This window comes from Acinetobacter sp. 24-47-64 (assembly GCF_057737055.1).
This window is the reverse complement of record NZ_CM173215.1, coordinates 1,415,292-1,433,610: the sequence shown is the minus strand read 5'-3', so window position 1 is coordinate 1,433,610 and position 18,319 is coordinate 1,415,292. Positions and strand designations below refer to the sequence as shown.

General features: G+C 40.2%; 15 protein-coding genes. 9 read left to right on the top strand and 6 right to left on the bottom strand.

From position 1 onward, the window contains the following. Positions 1-134 precede the first annotated feature (134 nt). The 4 genes from cysK to AC1M85_RS06775 form a co-directional block, all read right to left on the bottom strand. On the bottom strand, positions 135-1,133 hold the full coding sequence (gene cysK / locus AC1M85_RS06790; RefSeq protein WP_488213798.1) for a cysteine synthase A: 999 nt from the start codon (positions 1,131-1,133) through the stop codon (positions 135-137). Between the two features lie 122 nt (positions 1,134-1,255). Continuing rightward, positions 1,256-1,930: a class I SAM-dependent methyltransferase gene (locus AC1M85_RS06785; protein ID WP_488213797.1), complete on the bottom strand. Its 675-nt coding sequence runs from the start codon at positions 1,928-1,930 to the stop codon at positions 1,256-1,258. Between the two features lie 98 nt (positions 1,931-2,028). After that, positions 2,029-3,720, bottom strand: a complete 1,692-nt coding sequence (locus AC1M85_RS06780) for an AMP-binding protein (protein ID WP_180028887.1) — start codon at positions 3,718-3,720, stop codon at positions 2,029-2,031. A 102-nt stretch (positions 3,721-3,822) separates the two neighbouring features. Then, positions 3,823-4,449, bottom strand: a complete 627-nt coding sequence (locus tag AC1M85_RS06775; protein ID WP_488213796.1) for a TetR/AcrR family transcriptional regulator — start codon at positions 4,447-4,449, stop codon at positions 3,823-3,825. A 145-nt stretch (positions 4,450-4,594) separates the two neighbouring features. Here AC1M85_RS06775 and AC1M85_RS06770 point away from each other — a divergent pair, with 145 nt between their 5' ends. From AC1M85_RS06770 to AC1M85_RS06740, 7 genes are all read left to right on the top strand, one after another. Next, positions 4,595-5,767 carry an isovaleryl-CoA dehydrogenase gene (locus AC1M85_RS06770; protein ID WP_092768404.1) on the top strand — a complete coding sequence of 391 codons (1,173 nt, stop codon included), beginning with the start codon at positions 4,595-4,597 and terminating at the stop codon, positions 5,765-5,767. 26 nt (positions 5,768-5,793) lie between these two features. Further along, entirely contained in the window at positions 5,794-7,395 is a 1,602-nt protein-coding gene (locus tag AC1M85_RS06765; RefSeq protein ID WP_481614302.1) for a carboxyl transferase domain-containing protein, read from the top strand. 12 nt (positions 7,396-7,407) lie between these two features. Beyond that, entirely contained in the window at positions 7,408-8,208 is an 801-nt protein-coding gene (locus tag AC1M85_RS06760) for an enoyl-CoA hydratase/isomerase family protein (protein ID WP_488213795.1), read from the top strand. A 13-nt stretch (positions 8,209-8,221) separates the two neighbouring features. Next, positions 8,222-10,216, top strand: coding sequence for an acetyl/propionyl/methylcrotonyl-CoA carboxylase subunit alpha (locus tag AC1M85_RS06755; RefSeq protein ID WP_488213794.1), 1,995 nt, complete (start codon positions 8,222-8,224; stop codon positions 10,214-10,216). Then, positions 10,216-11,148, top strand: a complete 933-nt coding sequence (locus AC1M85_RS06750) for a hydroxymethylglutaryl-CoA lyase (RefSeq protein ID WP_092768465.1) — start codon at positions 10,216-10,218, stop codon at positions 11,146-11,148. The genes AC1M85_RS06755 and AC1M85_RS06750 overlap by 1 nt, the downstream gene beginning before the upstream one ends. Positions 11,149-11,226: 78 nt before the next feature. Further along, positions 11,227-11,931 (top strand): CoA transferase subunit A, encoded by a 705-nt coding sequence (locus AC1M85_RS06745; RefSeq protein WP_092768413.1) that lies wholly within the window; start codon positions 11,227-11,229, stop codon positions 11,929-11,931. A gap of 3 nt (positions 11,932-11,934) precedes the next feature. Then, positions 11,935-12,570 carry a CoA transferase subunit B gene (locus AC1M85_RS06740; RefSeq protein WP_092768415.1) on the top strand — a complete coding sequence of 212 codons (636 nt, stop codon included), beginning with the start codon at positions 11,935-11,937 and terminating at the stop codon, positions 12,568-12,570. 39 nt (positions 12,571-12,609) lie between these two features. Here AC1M85_RS06740 and AC1M85_RS06735 read toward each other — a convergent pair whose 3' ends face one another. Both AC1M85_RS06735 and AC1M85_RS06730 read right to left on the bottom strand, forming a co-directional pair. Beyond that, positions 12,610-13,701 (bottom strand): phospholipase A, encoded by a 1,092-nt coding sequence (locus AC1M85_RS06735; protein ID WP_228143132.1) that lies wholly within the window; start codon positions 13,699-13,701, stop codon positions 12,610-12,612. Positions 13,702-13,774: 73 nt separating this feature from the next. After that, the gene (locus tag AC1M85_RS06730) at positions 13,775-16,714 is read right to left on the bottom strand and encodes an insulinase family protein (RefSeq protein ID WP_481589513.1); all 2,940 of its coding nucleotides are present in this window, start codon (positions 16,712-16,714) and stop codon (positions 13,775-13,777) included. Between the two features lie 258 nt (positions 16,715-16,972). Here AC1M85_RS06730 and AC1M85_RS06725 point away from each other — a divergent pair, with 258 nt between their 5' ends. Together AC1M85_RS06725 and AC1M85_RS06720 are read left to right on the top strand one after the other, a co-directional pair. After that, positions 16,973-17,977, top strand: coding sequence for an adenosine kinase (locus AC1M85_RS06725; protein ID WP_481593950.1), 1,005 nt, complete (start codon positions 16,973-16,975; stop codon positions 17,975-17,977). A gap of 16 nt (positions 17,978-17,993) precedes the next feature. Further along, positions 17,994-18,302, top strand: coding sequence for a Rieske (2Fe-2S) protein (locus AC1M85_RS06720; RefSeq protein ID WP_171076765.1), 309 nt, complete (start codon positions 17,994-17,996; stop codon positions 18,300-18,302). The last annotated feature ends 17 nt before the right edge of the window (positions 18,303-18,319 follow it).

Genomic DNA, 18,319 nt, shown 5'->3' with positions numbered 1-18,319 from the left:
TGTGAAAATAGTCGTGTGATGTAATAAATTTAAAATGATTGGTAACTTAAGAAGAGTTAAAAATTGTTTTAATCGAATAAATCAAAAAAAAACGGCTATGAAGACCGTTTTTTTAGAATGCTTTGATTTTCTCGTTAATCTGCTGAGATATCTTCAAATAAAACTGAAGATAAATAGCGCTCTCCAGCATCAGGTAAAATCACCACTATGGTTTTACCTGCATTTTCAGGACGTTGAGCAAGTTCATGAGCGGCCGCTAATGCTGCACCACTTGAAATCCCCACAAAAATCCCTTCTTTGATTGCAGATTGACGAGCAAAATCAATTGCAGTTTGATTTTCAATCGCGATAACTTCATCCACCAAATCTAAATCTAGGTTCTTAGGAATAAAGTTTGCACCAATGCCTTGGATTTTATGTGGTCCCGGAGTCAGTGTTTCGCCACGCTTCGCTTGTCCAATAATTGGTGAGTCTGCTGGTTCAACTGCAACTGAGTAAAGGGCTTGATTTTTAACTTTCTCAAAATAACGCGAAATACCAGAGATCGTACCTCCCGTACCTACACCAGCCACTAAAATATCAACCTTACCACCCGTTGCTTCAAAAATTTCAGGTCCAGTTGTAGTTTCATGAATGGCAGGATTTGCTGGGTTTTCAAATTGCTGAGGTAAATAATAAAGCTTTGGGTTCTCAGCAACTAAACGTTCTGCTTCTTGAACAGCACCATTCATCCCTTTAGCAGGATCGGTTAATACTAAATGAGCACCCAATGCTTTGAGTACTTTACGGCGCTCGATACTCATACTTGCAGGCATAGTCAGTGTGATGTCATAACCTTTAGCAGCAGCAACAAAAGCTAGCGCAATTCCAGTATTACCACTCGTAGGTTCAACAATATGCATTCCTGCTTTAAGCACACCACGTTGTTCTGCATCTGCAATCAAAGCTGCACCAACACGGCATTTTACTGAAAATGCTGGGTTACGTGCTTCCACTTTAACAAGAACTGTAGCCCCACCCTGTATCACACGATTAATGCGAATAAGCGGTGTATTACCAATCGCTTCAGCGTTATTACTGTATACCGCGATTCCACGATTAGAAGTTTGTGGAAATTGAGTCTCTGTGGTCATGAACAATCCTTATATTCATAAAACAATACTTTTATCATAATCCTTTTTCATTTTAGATATATAACCATTTGTAGGATTTTCATATAAGATAAAATGAATAGGTTATTCTAAATATGAAATTATCACTTTACTGCTTTTAATCCATAAAAATTAGACATTTGACAAAAAGTTCTTAAATTTTGATAACCAGCCTGAAGGTATAGATTCTTCATCTCTTTCACCGTCATTAAATTAAAGTCATCATGTATTCTTTCCAACATGATCTGACTTTGTTTTTCACTTAATCCTATTTTTGTCACCAAATTTTTTAATACTAACTGATCATTTGGTTCTTCAAATTGCATCAGATCGAAACTCAGAACCACGCCATCTTGTTTCAAAGCATGGTAAATATCACCTAAAAAACTCTTTTTGCATGCATGTGAAACAAAATGAAAAACCAAAATACTCAATACTGCATCAAAATTTTCAGGATATTTCTGCAGCACAGTCGTGTCACCTTGCAGAATTGTGACTCGGTGCATTTGGTGCTTAAACTGAACGATCTGTTCTGTTTTTTCAAGCATCGCTGCCGATGGATCAAACACAACAAACTCCGCCTTTGTAAAATGATCTAATAAATAATTCAGTTCAAATCCAGTTCCGCACCCGACAATGGCAATTTTAGCCTCTTCTTTGAGATGAGTTTCAAGCAGCGCCAGTATATGTAGATGCATGAGTTCATATCCTGGTATCAGCTGTCTGATATGCACATCGTAGTTTTCTACGATTTTTGGGTGATCAAAATTCTTTGCCATCTCACTCTTCGACTATTTTTAAAATTAAGCCGAGCTTAGTGAACTAAGTTCGGCTTTGTTATTTTCTGCTTAAAGTTAAAAATATCACTCAATGACGATTAAGCACTCTCATCAAAAATATTGAGTTGCTCACGCATATATTCTTGGAGTTTAAACTTCTGGGCCTTACCAGAAGCAGTCATTGGGAACTCTTTAAGAAAATGTACATATCGTGGCACTTTATTATGTGAGATATTGGCTTTGCAGTAATCTTTGATCACTTGTTCAGAACATTCATGTCCTTCATGCAAAATAATACAAGCACATAACTCTTCGCCATATTTCGGGTCAGGAAGCCCAATGACTTGAACATCGCTAACAGCCGGATGTTTATATAAGAAGTCTTCAATCTCTTTAGGGAATAAATTCTCACCTCCCCGAATCACAACATCTTTAATGCGACCTTTGATTTTGATAAAGCCTTCATCATCCATTTCAGCGATATCACCGGTATGCATCCATTTTGCGACATCTACGACTTCTCGGGTTTTTTCTTCTTCATCCCAATAGCCCAGCATGACTGAGTATCCTCGTACACACAACTCTCCGAGTTTGCCACGAGGCACTACTTTACCGTGTTCATCGACTATTTTAATTTCGATATGTGGATGAACTCGACCAACAGTGCTCACTCGTTGTTCTAGCGAATCTGTGATCGAACTTTGTGCGCTTACTGGCGCTGTTTCAGTCATGCCATAACAAATCGTGATATCTCGCATATGCATACGCTCAATGACGCGCTTCATGATTTCTTTTGGACATGGACTGCCAGCCATAATGCCAGTACGCAATGTAGTCAAATCAAATTCGTCAAATTGCTCATGATCAAGCATGGCAATAAACATGGTAGGCACACCATAAGCTGCGGTACATTTCTCTTGTTCAATCGCTTTAAGACTATCAAGAGGATTAAATACAGCTGATGGATAGATCATGGTTGATCCATGTGTAATACAGGCGAGATTACCCATCACCATACCAAAGCAATGAAATAACGGTACAGAAATACAAACTCGATCTTGAGAAGTCAGTTTGATTGCCTCTCCCACAAAATACCCGTTATTCAGAATATTATTGTGTGTCAGCATGGTCCCTTTGGGGCTACCTGTCGTTCCGGAGGTAAACTGGATATTGATGGTTTCATCGAATTGAAGACCAGATGCTATCTCATTAAGTTGATCTAACTGCTCTGAAGTCGGTTCAACCAATAAATCACTAAAGCGATAAAACCCAGTATGTTGTTGATCATCTATTTTGATCAAATACTTTAAATGCGGCAATTTTTCAGCATTTAAAACGCCATTGGTCGTATGTAAAATTTCTGGTGCAATTTGCGTCAAAATTTCTTGATAATTGGTCGTCTTAAAGGTCGATGCAATGATCAATCCTTTGCAAGATACTCGATTGAGTACGTATTCTAGCTCGTAGCTTTTATACGCAGGATTTAAGTTGACCAAAATAATTCCAGCCTTGAAGGCTGCAAATTGTGCGATCGTCCATTCCACACAATTAGGGGACCAAATCGCTAGACGATCTCCCTTTTCTAAACCGATTTTTAATAAACTACATGCAAAAGCATTTACTTTCTCTTGTAACTGCTGATAGGTCAAACGTACATTTTGATGCACACTGACCACAGCATCCTGATCGGCATATTGTAGGCATGCTTGATCAAATTTATGGCCTATGGTCATACCCAATAAGGGTTGCTCACTGGTGCCATAGGCATAACTGAGTCGTAATTGCGTCATTGAATCATACTCCTTGATTCTATTTTCTTATATCAATCCAATATTTCGTTATTAATTACGCGATTACTCGTTTAAACATGACATCCTTTTGTGTGAATTAAATTAATTTTCCTCCTTTGCCTTAACTGCATTGACACAAAAGTCTGCAATTTGCTTAACGAAATAACCTTTATAACCGTCATCAAACATCACATTACGCGATGGATTTAAAGGTTCAATCACAACGAATGTCATCGCACCAACCACGCATAATGCAGCTGTATTTAAATCTTCAAATTCGAACTCACCATTGACCTTTCCTTCGGCAAGAATCTCCTTAATGGATTGTTTTATCAGTTGCTTACTTCTAAAACGTTCATGCTCAATCGTTGGGTCTACGGGCTCAAACATGAGTGAATATGCAAGTTGAGGGCTATTCAGAGCACGTTTTACGAAAGCAGTGACGGCCTTTGTCAACTTCTCAGTCGAAGTCCAATCATTTTTTGCAATCTGATTCAGAATATCGACCTCACCTTTGATGGCCTGTGAAAGCACTTCAATCAAAATCTGATTTTTGTTCTCAAAATAGCGATAGACCAAACCACTCGAGACACCAGATTTATCTGCAATCGCTTGCACTTGTGCATCTTTAAAACCACCACCCGCAATAAGTTCGCGCGCGGATTGCAATATCGATTGACGATTTTGCTCCATACGCTCTTGCATCAAAGCGGATCTTTTATAACTCATAATTGTTCACCCAATCAACTAAAATGAATTATAAATCATTTTCTGAATCTATATTCACTTTTTTAAAAAATAACTGTATTGTATTTCTCAAGCAAGGACAAAATGCTTCACTGGAAATAAAAAATAAATTTTAGGATGAATGAAAATGAATTTACAGAGTATCGACTTTGGACTAGATGAAACACTAATCGCTTTACGTGATTCTGTAGCTGCATTCTGTGCAAAGGAAATCGCACCTATTGCTCAACAAGTTGATCAAGACAACTTATTTCCAGCTCACTTATGGAAAAAATTTGGTGATATGGGGTTACTTGGACTTACCGTGAGTGAAGAATACGGTGGTGTCAATCTGGGTTATTTGGCTCATATCATTGTCATGCAGGAAATTTCACGAGCATCTGCTTCCATTGGACTTTCATACGGGGCACATTCAAATCTTTGTGTGAATCAAATTAACCGTAATGGTAGCGAAGAACAAAAACAAAAATATCTTCCTAAATTAATTTCTGGCGAATATGTCGGTGCTTTGGCAATGTCTGAACCAAATGCGGGTTCAGATGTCGTTAGTATGAAATTACGTGCTGAAGATCATGGTGATCACTTTGTACTTAATGGCTCAAAAATGTGGATTACCAATGGTGGAGATGCTGACGTGCTGGTGGTTTACGCCAAAACTGACATCAATGCTGGTGCCAAAGGCATGACTGCTTTCATTATTGAAAAAGGCATGGAAGGCTTTAGTCATGGGAGTCACTTAGACAAACTCGGAATGCGTGGTTCAAATACTTATCCCCTGTTCTTTGACAATGTCAAAGTGCCTAAAGAAAACGTGATGGGTGGTGTGGGTAACGGTACAAAAGTGCTCATGAGTGGATTGGATTACGAGCGTGCAGTTCTCAGTGGTGGACCACTAGGCATTATGGATGCATGTTTAGATGTGGTCATCCCATACATTCATGAACGTAAGCAATTCGGTCAATGTTTAGGTGAATTCCAACTCATGCAAGGCAAAATTGCGGATATGTATTCTACATGGTTGGCGAGCAAGGCTTTGGTTTATGCCGTGGGTGCAGCATGTGATAAAGCTGATCATGATCGTGGTTTACGTAAAGATGCAGCAAGTGCCATTCTCTACTCAGCTGAAAAAGCAACCTGGATGGCTGGTGAAGCTATTCAAACCCTTGGGGGCAATGGTTATATCAATGATTACAGCACAGGTCGATTGTGGCGTGATGCCAAACTCTATGAAATCGGTGCAGGAACTTCTGAAATTCGACGCATGTTAATTGGTCGTGAGTTATTCAACGAAACCAAATAATTCAAGTTAATACAAGGAAGTCATTGATGAACGAAATTAAAAGTAAAATCAATCCACGTAGTGAAGAGTTTAAAATCAATCAAGCTGCAATGCTTGAATTGGTCGCAGACTTAAAAAAACAAGCTCAAACCATTGCCTTAGGTGGTGGAGAAAAAGCACGTCAGAAGCATTTAGCACGTGGAAAACTATTACCGCGTGAGCGCATTGATCAACTCATTGATGCAGGAACTGCCTTTCTTGAAATTGGTCAACTCGCTGCTTATCAAGTTTATGCTGACGATGTACCAGCCGCAGGTGTGGTTGCAGGTATTGGTCAAGTGCATGGTGTGACATGCATGATCGTTGCCAATGATGCAACAGTTAAAGGAGGTACATATTATCCTTTAACTGTAAAAAAACATTTACGTGCGCAAGAAATTGCTGAACAAAATCATCTTCCTTGTATTTATATGGTCGACTCAGGCGGTGCATTTCTGCCAATGCAGGATGAAGTATTCCCTGATCGCGATCATTTTGGACGAATTTTTTACAACCAAGCACGCATGTCGAGTAAAGGTATTGCACAAATAGCCGTGGTTATGGGGAGTTGTACTGCGGGTGGCGCATATGTCCCTGCCATGTCCGATGAAACGATTATTGTCCGCAATCAAGGCACGATTTTCCTCGGTGGTCCACCTTTGGTAAAAGCTGCAACAGGTGAAGTGGTGACTGCTGAAGACCTTGGTGGTGGCGATGTTCATACCCGTTTATCTGGTGTCGCAGATCATCTTGCAGAAAGTGATGAACATGCGATTCAAATTGCACGCAATATTGTTCAAAACCTAAATATCGAACCGAAAGCATTGAAGACCGAAATTGAAGAACCACTTTATAGTGCTGAAGAACTCTATGGTGTCATTCCGAGTGACTCACGCAAACCCTTTGACATCCGTGAAGTGATTGCACGTATCGTAGATGGTTCAAGACTTGATGAATTTAAGGCTCGTTTTGGTACAACCTTAATTACAGGTTTTGCATCTATCTACGGCATGAAGGTCGGAATCATTGCCAATAACGGAATTTTATTTTCAGAGTCTGCTCAGAAAGGTGCGCATTTCATTGAACTGTGTACGCAACGCAATATTCCATTGCTCTTTATCCAAAATATCACCGGTTTCATGGTCGGTCGCCAATATGAAAATGAAGGTATTGCCAAAAATGGAGCCAAATTGGTCATGGCAGTAGCGACCGCAAATGTTCCTAAAATCACCTTGGTGGTCGGTGGTTCTTTTGGTGCAGGCAACTATGGAATGTGCGGTCGAGCATATTCTCCTCGCTTCTTATGGACTTGGCCGAATTCACGTATTTCCGTGATGGGCGGTGAACAAGCTGCTAGTGTTCTCTCCACGATTAAGCGTGATCAAATTGAGCAACGTGGTGAAACTTGGTCAGCTGAAGAAGAAGATCAATTCAAACAACCTTATCGTGATCAATTTGAAAAGCAAGGACACCCTTATTATGCATCTGCACGGTTGTGGGATGACGGTGTGATTGATCCAGCAGAATCACGTCATGTCTTAGGTCTGAGTTTGGCTGCTGCATTGAATGCACCAATTGAACCAACTCAGTTCGGCGTGTTCCGCATGTAAGGAGATAATGACATGAGTTATGAATTTTTACAGCTTGAAATTGAACGCCAAGTTGCGACCGTTTGGATTAATCGTGCTGAATTACACAATGCATTCAATACACAAGTGATAGAAGAGCTGAATCACTGTTTCACAACTTTAAATGCTAATGATGACGTTCGTGTTGTCGTTTTGGCAGGTCGTGGTAAAAGCTTTTCTGCAGGTGCGGACCTTAATTGGATGAAGCAAGCAGGTCAAGCATCAAAAGTGGAAAATGAAGAGGATGCTTTGAAACTTGCCAAAATGTTACAAAGTTTAGCCTCGCTGAAACAACCGACTATTGCACGTGTCCATGGTATTGCATTTGGCGGCGGCATGGGGCTTGCTTCAGCATGCGATATTTGTGTGGCTTCAACTGATGCTAAGTTTGCCACTTCAGAAGTGAGATTAGGTTTAGCACCTTCAACGATTAGTCCATACGTGATCCGTGCCATCGGTGCTCGTCAAGCATCTCGATATTTTCTCACTGCTGAACGTATTTCTGCAGAACAAGCAAAGCATATTGGTCTCGTCCATGAAGTTTGTCAGCCAGAACAGTTGGATGCCACCGTATCGGAAATCATTGATGCAATTTTGCTTGGTGGCCCTGAAGCTCAAGCTGCATCAAAGTCTTTGATTCGTTTAGTTGATCATCAAGAAGTCACAGAAGATTTACTGATTCAAACCGCTCAACACATTGCGCACGTACGTCAAGGTGATGAAGCCAAAAATGGCTTAACTGCTTTTTTAAATAAACAAAGCCCAGCATGGATTCAAGCAACGGCAGAACAATAAAAAGGGATTCTATATGTTTAAAAAAATTCTCATTGCAAACCGTGGCGAAATTGCATGTCGTGTGATTCGTAGTGCACAAAAATTAGGTATCGCAACGGTTGCAGTTTACTCAGATGCAGATACCCAAGCGCAGCATGTCAAATTAGCGGATGAAGCTATTTATATTGGTGAATCCCCTGCTGCACAAAGTTATTTACAAGCAGATCGTATTATTCAAGCTGCACTTAAAACAGGGGCTGAAGCCATCCATCCAGGTTATGGTTTCCTATCTGAAAATGATCAATTTGCGGAAGCTTGTGAAAAAAACAACATCACCTTTATAGGACCTCCAGTGGCTGCCATCTTAGCCATGGGTTTAAAGGCAACATCTAAAGCATTGATGGAAAAAGCAGGTGTACCTCTCACCCCCGGGTATCATGGTAGCAATCAAGATGCAGATTTCTTAAAACAACAAGCTGATCAGATTGGCTATCCTGTACTGATTAAAGCCAGTGCAGGTGGTGGTGGTAAAGGCATGCGCTTAGTTGAGCGTGCTGAAGACTTTCTTCCTGCACTGAACTCATGCAAAAGTGAAGCGAAATCAAGCTTTGGCAATGATGACGTTCTAATTGAACGTTATGTTGTCAATCCTCGTCATATTGAAGTGCAAGTTTTTGGTGACAAACATGGCAATTATGTTCACCTCTTTGAACGTGATTGCTCTGTGCAGCGCCGTCACCAAAAAGTCCTAGAGGAAGCCCCAGCCCCTAAAATGGCCGAAGTTAAACTCGAAGCGATGCGTGAAGCTGCGATTAATGCTGCCCGAGCAGTAGACTATGTCGGTGCTGGAACGGTTGAGTTCATTGTTGAGCAAGATGGTACAGCTTACTTCATGGAAATGAACACTCGCCTTCAAGTTGAACACCCTGTGACGGAAATGATCACAGGACAAGATTTGGTTGAATGGCAATTACGTGTTGCTTATGGTGAACCTTTGCCAAAACAACAGTCTGAATTAAAAATTCATGGCCATGCACTTGAAGCTCGTGTTTATGCAGAAGAGCCAGAGAAAGGATTTCTCCCAGCAATTGGAAAAATTAATTATCTTCATTATCCGACTCAAAATGAATGTGTCCGTGTTGATAGTGGCATTGTGCAAGGTGATGAGATCACAACGTTCTATGATCCAATGATTGCTAAACTCATCGTATGGGGAGAAAATCGTGAAGCAGCACTCGTCCAAATGCATCATGCTTTGAGCCACTTTCATGTCGAAGGCTTAGGCAACAATATTGCATTTTTAGATCGCTTAGTGGCATGTGACTCTTTCAAAAATGCCAACCTAGATACTAATTTAATTCAGCGCGAAGATGAGTTCCTATTTAAAACCACTACTCCTTCTTCGTCTGAAACAATTGTCACAGCAGCATTTATTGAACTGCATTCTCAGTTAAATGAATCCAAGCGTACAAGCCATCCAGTTTGGAAAGCAAAACCCCTGTGGAGAAGTAATGTTGATGCGCGTACACCGATAAAACTTGAACATCTCGGACAAACGTATCAAGTTGAATTTATCTCAACTTCACAAGGGTTCGAAGCACAGCTTGATGGCGAAAGCTACGCTATCTCAGGTCAGTTGCTCAATGAAAATCTCATGGCGATCTATACCTCTTTCGGTCAAGAGAAAATCAGTTTTAAAAAAACCAATGATGCGGTCACCCTATTTAAAAATGGGCAGACTTTTAAATTTGAACTCATCAAACCTAATTTTAATACAAATGATCAATCTTCATCTGACTCAAATCTAAAAGCACCAATGCCGGGTGCAGTGACACAAGTATTTGTTTCAGCAAATCAACGTGTAAAAAAAGATGAAGTGTTATTAACGTTAGAAGCAATGAAAATGGAATACGCTATACGTGCACCATTTGATGGTGTCGTAGTCGCAGCTTATTTCCAACAAGGTGATCAAGTGAAAGCTGGTGATGAGCTGGTTGAGTTTCAAGCTGCTGAGGAGAATGCGGCATGATGAAAACAACCAATCAAACCACACCAAATCACGATAATTTTGTGAAAATCGTTGAAGTTGGACCTCGTGACGGTCTTCAGAATGAAAAAACACCCTTAACATTCGAAGACAGACGCAATCTTATTCTTGATTTGATGAAAACTGGTTTGAAGAATATCGAAGTCGGTTCTTGTGTATCTGCAAAGTGGGTACCTCAAATGGCAGAAAGTGATCAACTCTATGCTAGCCTACCACATGATGAAGATATCCAGTTCAGCTTACTGACACCAAACCTTAAGGGATTCGAGTCAGCTTTAGCTGTAGGCTGTAAAGAAGTTGCGGTTTTCACCGCTGCTTCTGAAAGCTTCACTCAAAAGAATATAAATTGTTCAATTGAGGAAAGTTTTGAGAAGTTTGCTGATGTATTACAGTTTGCTCAACAACATGATATTAAAGTACGCGGATACGTTTCATGTATCGTCGACTGCCCTTATGAAGGTCCAATTGATCCATCTAAGGTTGCTGAAGTCAGTGCAAAGTTAATTGATCTAGGTTGCTACGAAGTATCCTTGGGTGAAACCATCGGCACAGCTACACCTGATCGTGTTTCCAAAGTTTGGAATGCATGTTTGGAACGAATTGAACCACAACTTTTAGCAGGCCATTTTCACAATACCTACGGCATGGCAATTGCCAATATCTATCAATCACTGACACAAGGCATCCGCATATTTGACTCATCGATTGCAGGACTTGGCGGTTGTCCTTATGCCAAAGGTGCTTCGGGTAATGTATCGACTGAAGACTTATTTTATCTCTTGTCCAATATGGGCTATGAGACTGGCATTGACCTAGATGCCCTGATGCTTGCGAGTCGTAACATTAGTCAAGTTTTGCAACGAAATAATCCATCTAACTATGCCAATGCGTATTGGCAAAAAAAATGTGCTTAGTACGTATCAGCATTATGAAATGATGAAGATCAAAAGCTGATTCAGGATGAACAAAATAAAAATACAATGAGGTGTTCAATGACGAACAAAGTATATGAAAGTGCTGAAAGTGCACTGAACGATATCATTCAAGATGGTCAAACCTTAGCTGTTGGCGGTTTTGGCTTATGTGGTATTCCTGAGGCTTTGATTGCTGCCCTGAAACAAACAGGAGCTAAAGAGCTGACTTGTATTTCAAACAATGCAGGTGTAGATGGTTTTGGTTTGGGATTACTACTCGAAACAAAACAAATTAAAAAAATGATCTCGTCCTATGTCGGAGAAAATAAAGAATTTGAGCGACAATACTTAAATGGTGAACTTGAAGTCGAGCTAACCCCTCAAGGCACTTTGGCTGAAAAACTCCGTGCTGGTGGAGCTGGGATTCCTGCATTTTTTACCCAAACAGGCGTAGGTACGTTGATTGCAGAAGGTAAAGAAGTACGTGAGTTCAATGGTAAAGAATATATTTTAGAACCCTCTTTAACTGCAGATGTCGCTTTGGTCAAAGCGTATAAAGCAGATAAGGCAGGTAACCTAATCTTTAGGAAAACAGCTCAAAATTTTAATCCCGTTTGTGCGATGGCTGGGAAAATCACAGTCGCTGAAGTTGAGGAAATTGTAGAGATCGGTGAGCTCGATCCCGATTCGATACATTTGCCCGGCATTTATGTAAATCGTATCGTTCTTAACACTACACCAGAAAAAAGAATCGAACAAATGACCTTAAAGGCGGAGGCATAAGTTATGGCATGGACGCGTAATGAAATGGCACAACGAGCTGCCTTGGAACTCGAAGATGGATTTTATGTCAATTTAGGGATTGGATTGCCTACATTGGTTGCGAACTATATTCCTGAAAATATCAATGTTTGGCTCCAATCTGAAAATGGTTTGCTGGGAATTGGCGAATTTCCAACAAAAGAAACCGTAGATGCTGACCTGATTAATGCGGGTAAGCAAACTGTTACGGCGCGAGCAGGCGCTGCATTTTTTTCCAGTGCTGATTCATTTGCCATGATCCGTGGTGGGCACGTGAATATAGCTATACTTGGCGCTATGGAAGTCTCTGAGCAAGGTGATCTTGCGAATTGGATGATTCCAGGGAAAAAAGTCAAAGGTATGGGTGGAGCAATGGATTTGGTGGCTGGCGTACAAAAAGTCGTCGTGCTGATGGAACATTGTGCCAAAGATGGCACCCCAAAAATTGTTCCGCAATGTTCACTGCCCCTTACAGGTAAAGCAGTCGTTCATCGCGTGATTACAGATCTAGGGGTTTTGGATATCACGCCTCAAGGGGTAAAACTGATAGAACTGGCTCATGACGTCAACTTTGATGAGATACAGAAAGTGACTGGAGTTCCCCTAATTCAATCGCAATAAGATCGCTAAAAAAACCACGCCTAAGCGTGGTTTTTTTATTTAGAAAGCATTCATTAAAGAGACGCCAATACCCGCATAGGTAGCACGATGATTATAATCAATCAAACTCTCACCATACCCATCGAATAATTGAAAATGACCTCTAAGTTTGCCACTGATTGGAAATGCCCAATCAAATTGAACAGCTCCTCGAGAATCATCCCCACCCTTAAGTGAATGTCTTAACATCAAACTAAAATCATGATCATTCCAACGGTAAAAAGTCGTTAAATCACCACGACCAATATAGTTTTTAATGTCAGGATTGTTATCATCATTGAAATCTTCTTCGATTCGATACCAAGGTCGAATCATCATAGCGAAATTATCACGCTCAAATCCTAAGTTCAGCATCACACGGTTCCAACTACGTGATAAAGGATCCGAACGTCCATTTGATTGATGATTCAGCGTTAAACCGAGTAAGCGACCATTTAAACCTAAAAATTCATAGTTGGTTCGAAACACAATACTTGCTTCAGGTTCATAATTCGTTTCACGAAATGGTCGTGATTCTTCAGAGTTGTAAACCTGCCAACGAGAGGACTGGGTATAACCCAACCAAATATCGCCATTATTCCCGATTAAGTTTTCAACAGCTTTAGTTTTGAGTGAAATTTGAAACTTGGACTCTAAAGACTTTAAATTTTGATCATCTTCTACGGTGTTTTGAGGATTTGGGCTCGATGGAAATTCGTTCTTATCAGACGTCCAAAATGCAGGAAGTAAATATACAGGTTGATGTGCGCGTATATTCCATGTACCTAATTTACTGTCTTCAGCCAATTCCCATCGTTTATCAAGCAACGATGAATTCGGTGTAATTACAGGACCTTCCACCGAAAACAAGTTTTCAACTTTTTGTTCGATTTTAGACTTTAAATCCTGTGGTTCAACCTGCGGTGCTGGTATTTCACGCGCAGCCTGACGCTCAGAAACATAAGCAGGTTGCTCAAGTTCAGGGGCTTTAAACAATGCATCATAACAGGCTAAACGCTCTGCATTTGAATCAAGTGCAACGCACGCTTGTGGTGACGCTGGATTCGCTGGTACCACATCTGTTGCCCAAACTGTCTGTATAGGCAAACACATAAACGACGACACACCCAACCATATTGGTGAACGTTTTATTCTATTTCGCATTGGCTAAGCCCCATTTTTAATTTTAATTCACTTGTTTTATTGAAAACCCAAGTTCTGCAAGTTGCTCTTTTTTAGCCATTGGTGCTACAACAGCCTTCGTTGGTTTTTGATTCACTAAATACGTTTCTGCTACACGCTTTAGATCATCTAACGTTACATTGAGCAAACGCTCTCGTAAAGTTTTTCTGAATTGAGGCGTGCGTCCATGCAATAATGCATAACATGCAGTAATTGCTTCACCTGCTGGAGAACCTGGCTTATCCATGCTCGATACAAGACCCAGAATCGCCTCTTCAAGTTGGTGTGGTTTTTGTTCAGTATTCAATAACCAATCAATACTTGCTTCAAAATCTTGGAAAGTTTCTGCTAAACGTGGATCACGATAACTATAGAATCTAAATGCACAAGCATTGCCATCATAGCTTGCACCACCACCATAAGCGCCTCCTTTTTCACGGATTGCACTGTGTAGGAAACCATTTCGTAGATAAGCCGCAAGCACCATTAACGGTGCTGCATCCGGATGAGAAACTTCAACTGCTGGATAAGCAGAAGCACAGAATTGGACATTGGATTGAATCAGCCATGCTTCGTCATTTTGCGTTTGTTCAAAATTAACTTCAGCAAGATGCACTGGCTCACGCTTCACTTCAAGTTTATCCCAAACATTTTGAATTTCTTCAATTAAACGTTCAGACTGTTGCTCTTCACAGACCAGTAGGAACTGTTTAGGCGCGAGTAACAACAAACGGTGAATATTTTGCAACTCTTGAATGAGGTTCGCATATGCTTGTTCATCTGTTTCAATGCTTTGCACAAGCTCGCTCAGCCAATTAAGCGCACCTAAGCCGGTATTATTATAATCACGTAATGCCAATGCACTCATATTACGAGAAGCAATCTGCATGGCATAGCTATGTCCAGAACCAGACAAACGGGATGCCCAACGCGTCTTACGCTGTTGTAAAAGTTCAATAATACGGTCCTTTTCATCAAAACGCAGTTTCTCAAATGCCAGTTTTAACAATTGAATCGTATCTAGTTTGTGGGCAAGCGATTTGGTTGTCAGCGTTAAAAATGCGCTAATTTTACCTTTATCATCAACTTTACTACGTAGAGATGCCCCCATACCAAGGCCACCACTTACCGCTGTTTGTAATTGCTGTAATTCTAAATAATTATATTGACCTGCACCAACCTCCCCCATGAGCACGGAGAGTAAGTTAAAGTAAGGTGATTTCACGACTTGATCAGGAATTTGAATAATCACTTGTTGATAATAAATTCCGTTAGTACCAGCATGGTATAAGTTCAAGGGTGTATCTAAGTTATTAGAAATGATTTCTCTCAATTGACCTTGAACGACTGGAAGTTCGGCAGGAATATCGTCTAAACCAACTTTCGGCAATAAATCTAAGTTATCAGGAGTTGCCTGTCTTTCATTTAATGCCTCAGTCTGGCGTACAATTTCCGCTTTTTCATCATCTGTTAAGCGTGCGCCTATATCAGCTAAACGCTGTTTTTCTGCTTCAGCCTCTAATTTCGACTTATTCGCATCTGGTACAAGCGTCATCTGTACACGATGCGGATTATCAATCAAATGGGTCTTAATCAGATTAGGCAACCACATCGGGTCTTTCAACTGCTCTTTCACTTGCTCAATGGTCGAATCTACGTCCCAAACATGTATTGGATCATTATGATGAATTGCACTGCTTAAACCATTGAGGATGAGGCTTAGACCATAAGGCGTGCCATCTCCACCAATTTCTCGTTGGTGTAATTCAATTTGATGCAAAATCGCATCAACCAATGACTGATCTACAGGCTTCGAGGCAACCTCGTTCAGCACATTCAACACACCGTTTTTGAATGTTTCTGCATGTTCAGGATTTGAACCTTGAATACCACAGTAGAATGTCATTTCATAGTTAGAATCATCAAGACCTAAAATTGGTCCTGTAGATTGAGCATAACCACACGTTTCTAAATAGTGACGTAATGGTGAAGCAGAATCTTCCAATAAGATCCCTTCAGCCAAACGTAAGCCTAAACGAAGTTGAATATCACTAGATTCAGGAAGTAACCATGCCAGTACATGGTAGGTTTTATCTTTCAAATCTTCAGCATCTACCGCGTAAGTCTCTGTCACCTCAATAGGTGCTTCTAGACGCTCTTCTGGTGTCGAATATAAGGTTTGACCTTTCTTAAACTTAGATAACGCTAAAGTTTCAAACTGCTCTTGTAACTCATAGGCAGATTGATTACCAAAAGTCATGAAAATAGCGTTACTTGGATGATAATGTGACTTATAGAAACTGACTAACTCTTCGTAAGTTAAATCAGGAATATCCTTAGGATCACCACCTGAATTATAGTGGTAAGTCGTTTTAGGGAATAAATGATGAGCAAGTTGGTGATATAACTGATCTGAAGGCGAACTCATTGCACCTTTCATTTCATTAAAAACCACACCCTTGTAAACAGGCTCACCATTTTCCAACTCAATTCGGATACCTTCTTGAGCGAAATCCAAAGGGTTTAAATTGGCTGCAAATGCAGCATCCAAATAGACGGAAAGTAAGTTTTGGAAATCTTTTTTATTCTGTGTCGCAAATGGATAAGCTGTCCAATCGGCAGCTGTAAATGCGTTCATAAACGTATTTAGAGAACGACGGATCATTAAAAAGAATGGATCACGTACAGGAAATTTTTCAGAACCACATAATGCAGTATGCTCAAGAATGTGTGCTTCGCCTTTTGAATCCATCGGTTGTGTACGGAAAGCAACTAAAAAAACATTTTCATCATGTTCAGTTGCTAGATGAAAATGCACAGCGTCAGTTTCTTTATGACGGTATTCTGAAACTAATATATCGAGTGCGGCTACATGATGTTGACGTACCAACTGAAACGCGGGATGAACGGTGTTTTGAATGGTTTCAGTAACATCTACGGTCATGTGTGCTCCTTAATTTACATAAATTTTAACAAAGATCATTATACTGATAGTTCAATACAATTCATCATTTATACAACAAACTCTAACTATTTTCCGAGTAAAATAGTCAGATTAAAACTAAATCAATAGAACTATATCGGAATTAAATAATTCATTTCGATTAAATGCGGGTTAAAGCTTGAAAATCAAGCAATACGCTACTGAATTCAATCGCATTGGTGTAAAATCGTTTTCTTTTTTCGTGATGTGAATTTAGACATGGCTAAAGTTGACCTTTTTGCGATTGGCAATGCCCTCATTGACCAAGAATTCAAAGTATCTGATGAATTTCTTTTAGAGCAAAATTTGCAAAAAGGTACTATGCAGCTTACAGATGGGGAAACTCAAGCCCGTCTATTTCAAAACTTAAAAAATTCTCAAGAATATAAAGGTCAAGCCTCTGGGGGATCTGCAGCTAACTCAACAGTGGCTTTTAGTGCCTTAGGTGGTCAAGCGTTTTATGGATGCCGTGTCGGCAATGATGATCTTGGAGCGTTGTACTTAAAAGGTCTAAATGATGCAGGAATACAAACCTCTGAACGTTCGATCAGTGAAGGCGTAACTGGGACTTGCATGGTTTTGGTCAGTCCTGATTCAGAACGTACCATGCATACTTTCTTAGGTATTACAGCTGAACTCAGTAATGAACAAATTGATTTTGAAGCGCTAAAAACCGCTAAATGGTTATATATAGAGGGTTACCTTTCTACGAGTGATACGGCACGAGCTGCCGTGAAGCAAGCGCGTGCAATTGCGAAAGCAAATAATGTTAAAATTGCGTTAACGCTCTCTGATCCTGCTATGGTGCAGTACGCGCGTACAGGCTTGGACGAATTATTAGATGATGGTGTAGATGTTCTATTCTGTAATGAACAAGAAGCATTGATGTATACACAAACTGATGACTTACAAAATGCTCTTGCTGCACTTAAAAAATTAAGCTCTACCGTCATTATTACGCTTGGCGCAGACGGCGCTCTTGTAGCAACGGAATCAACTGAACTTCAAGTGAAAGGACGTAAAGTTGTTGCTTTAGACACGAACGGTGCTGGTGATGCTTTCTCTGGTGCATTTTTATATGCATTAAATGCTGGTAAAGATTTACAAACAGCGACTGAATTGGCTATTTTAATCTCAAGCCAAGTGGTTGCTCAATTTGGTCCACGTTTAGACGTAGCTGATTACGCTAAACTTCTTAAAGAATTTCAAATAGAAGTCGCATAAAATGAATAAAATTTGCATGACTGAAGACATTCCTGAAAGAGAATCTCGATCTTTTGAAACTGAAAATGGTGACAACATTTTCATTACGCAACGAGATGGTTGCTTCTATGCGTATCAAAATGTATGCCCACATTTGCAAGTTGAGCTCGAGTTTCTTGAAAATCAATTCTTAGATCGTGATCAAGAGTTCATTGAATGCTCTACTCATGGTGCTTTATTTGATGTAGAAACTGGTGTGTGCATTTCAGGCCCATGCCAAGGTGAATCTTTAGAAAAAGTCGAGATTAAAGTTCATTCTGATGGTGGAATTTACTTAGAATCTTAAGTCATGAGGTGAAGGAC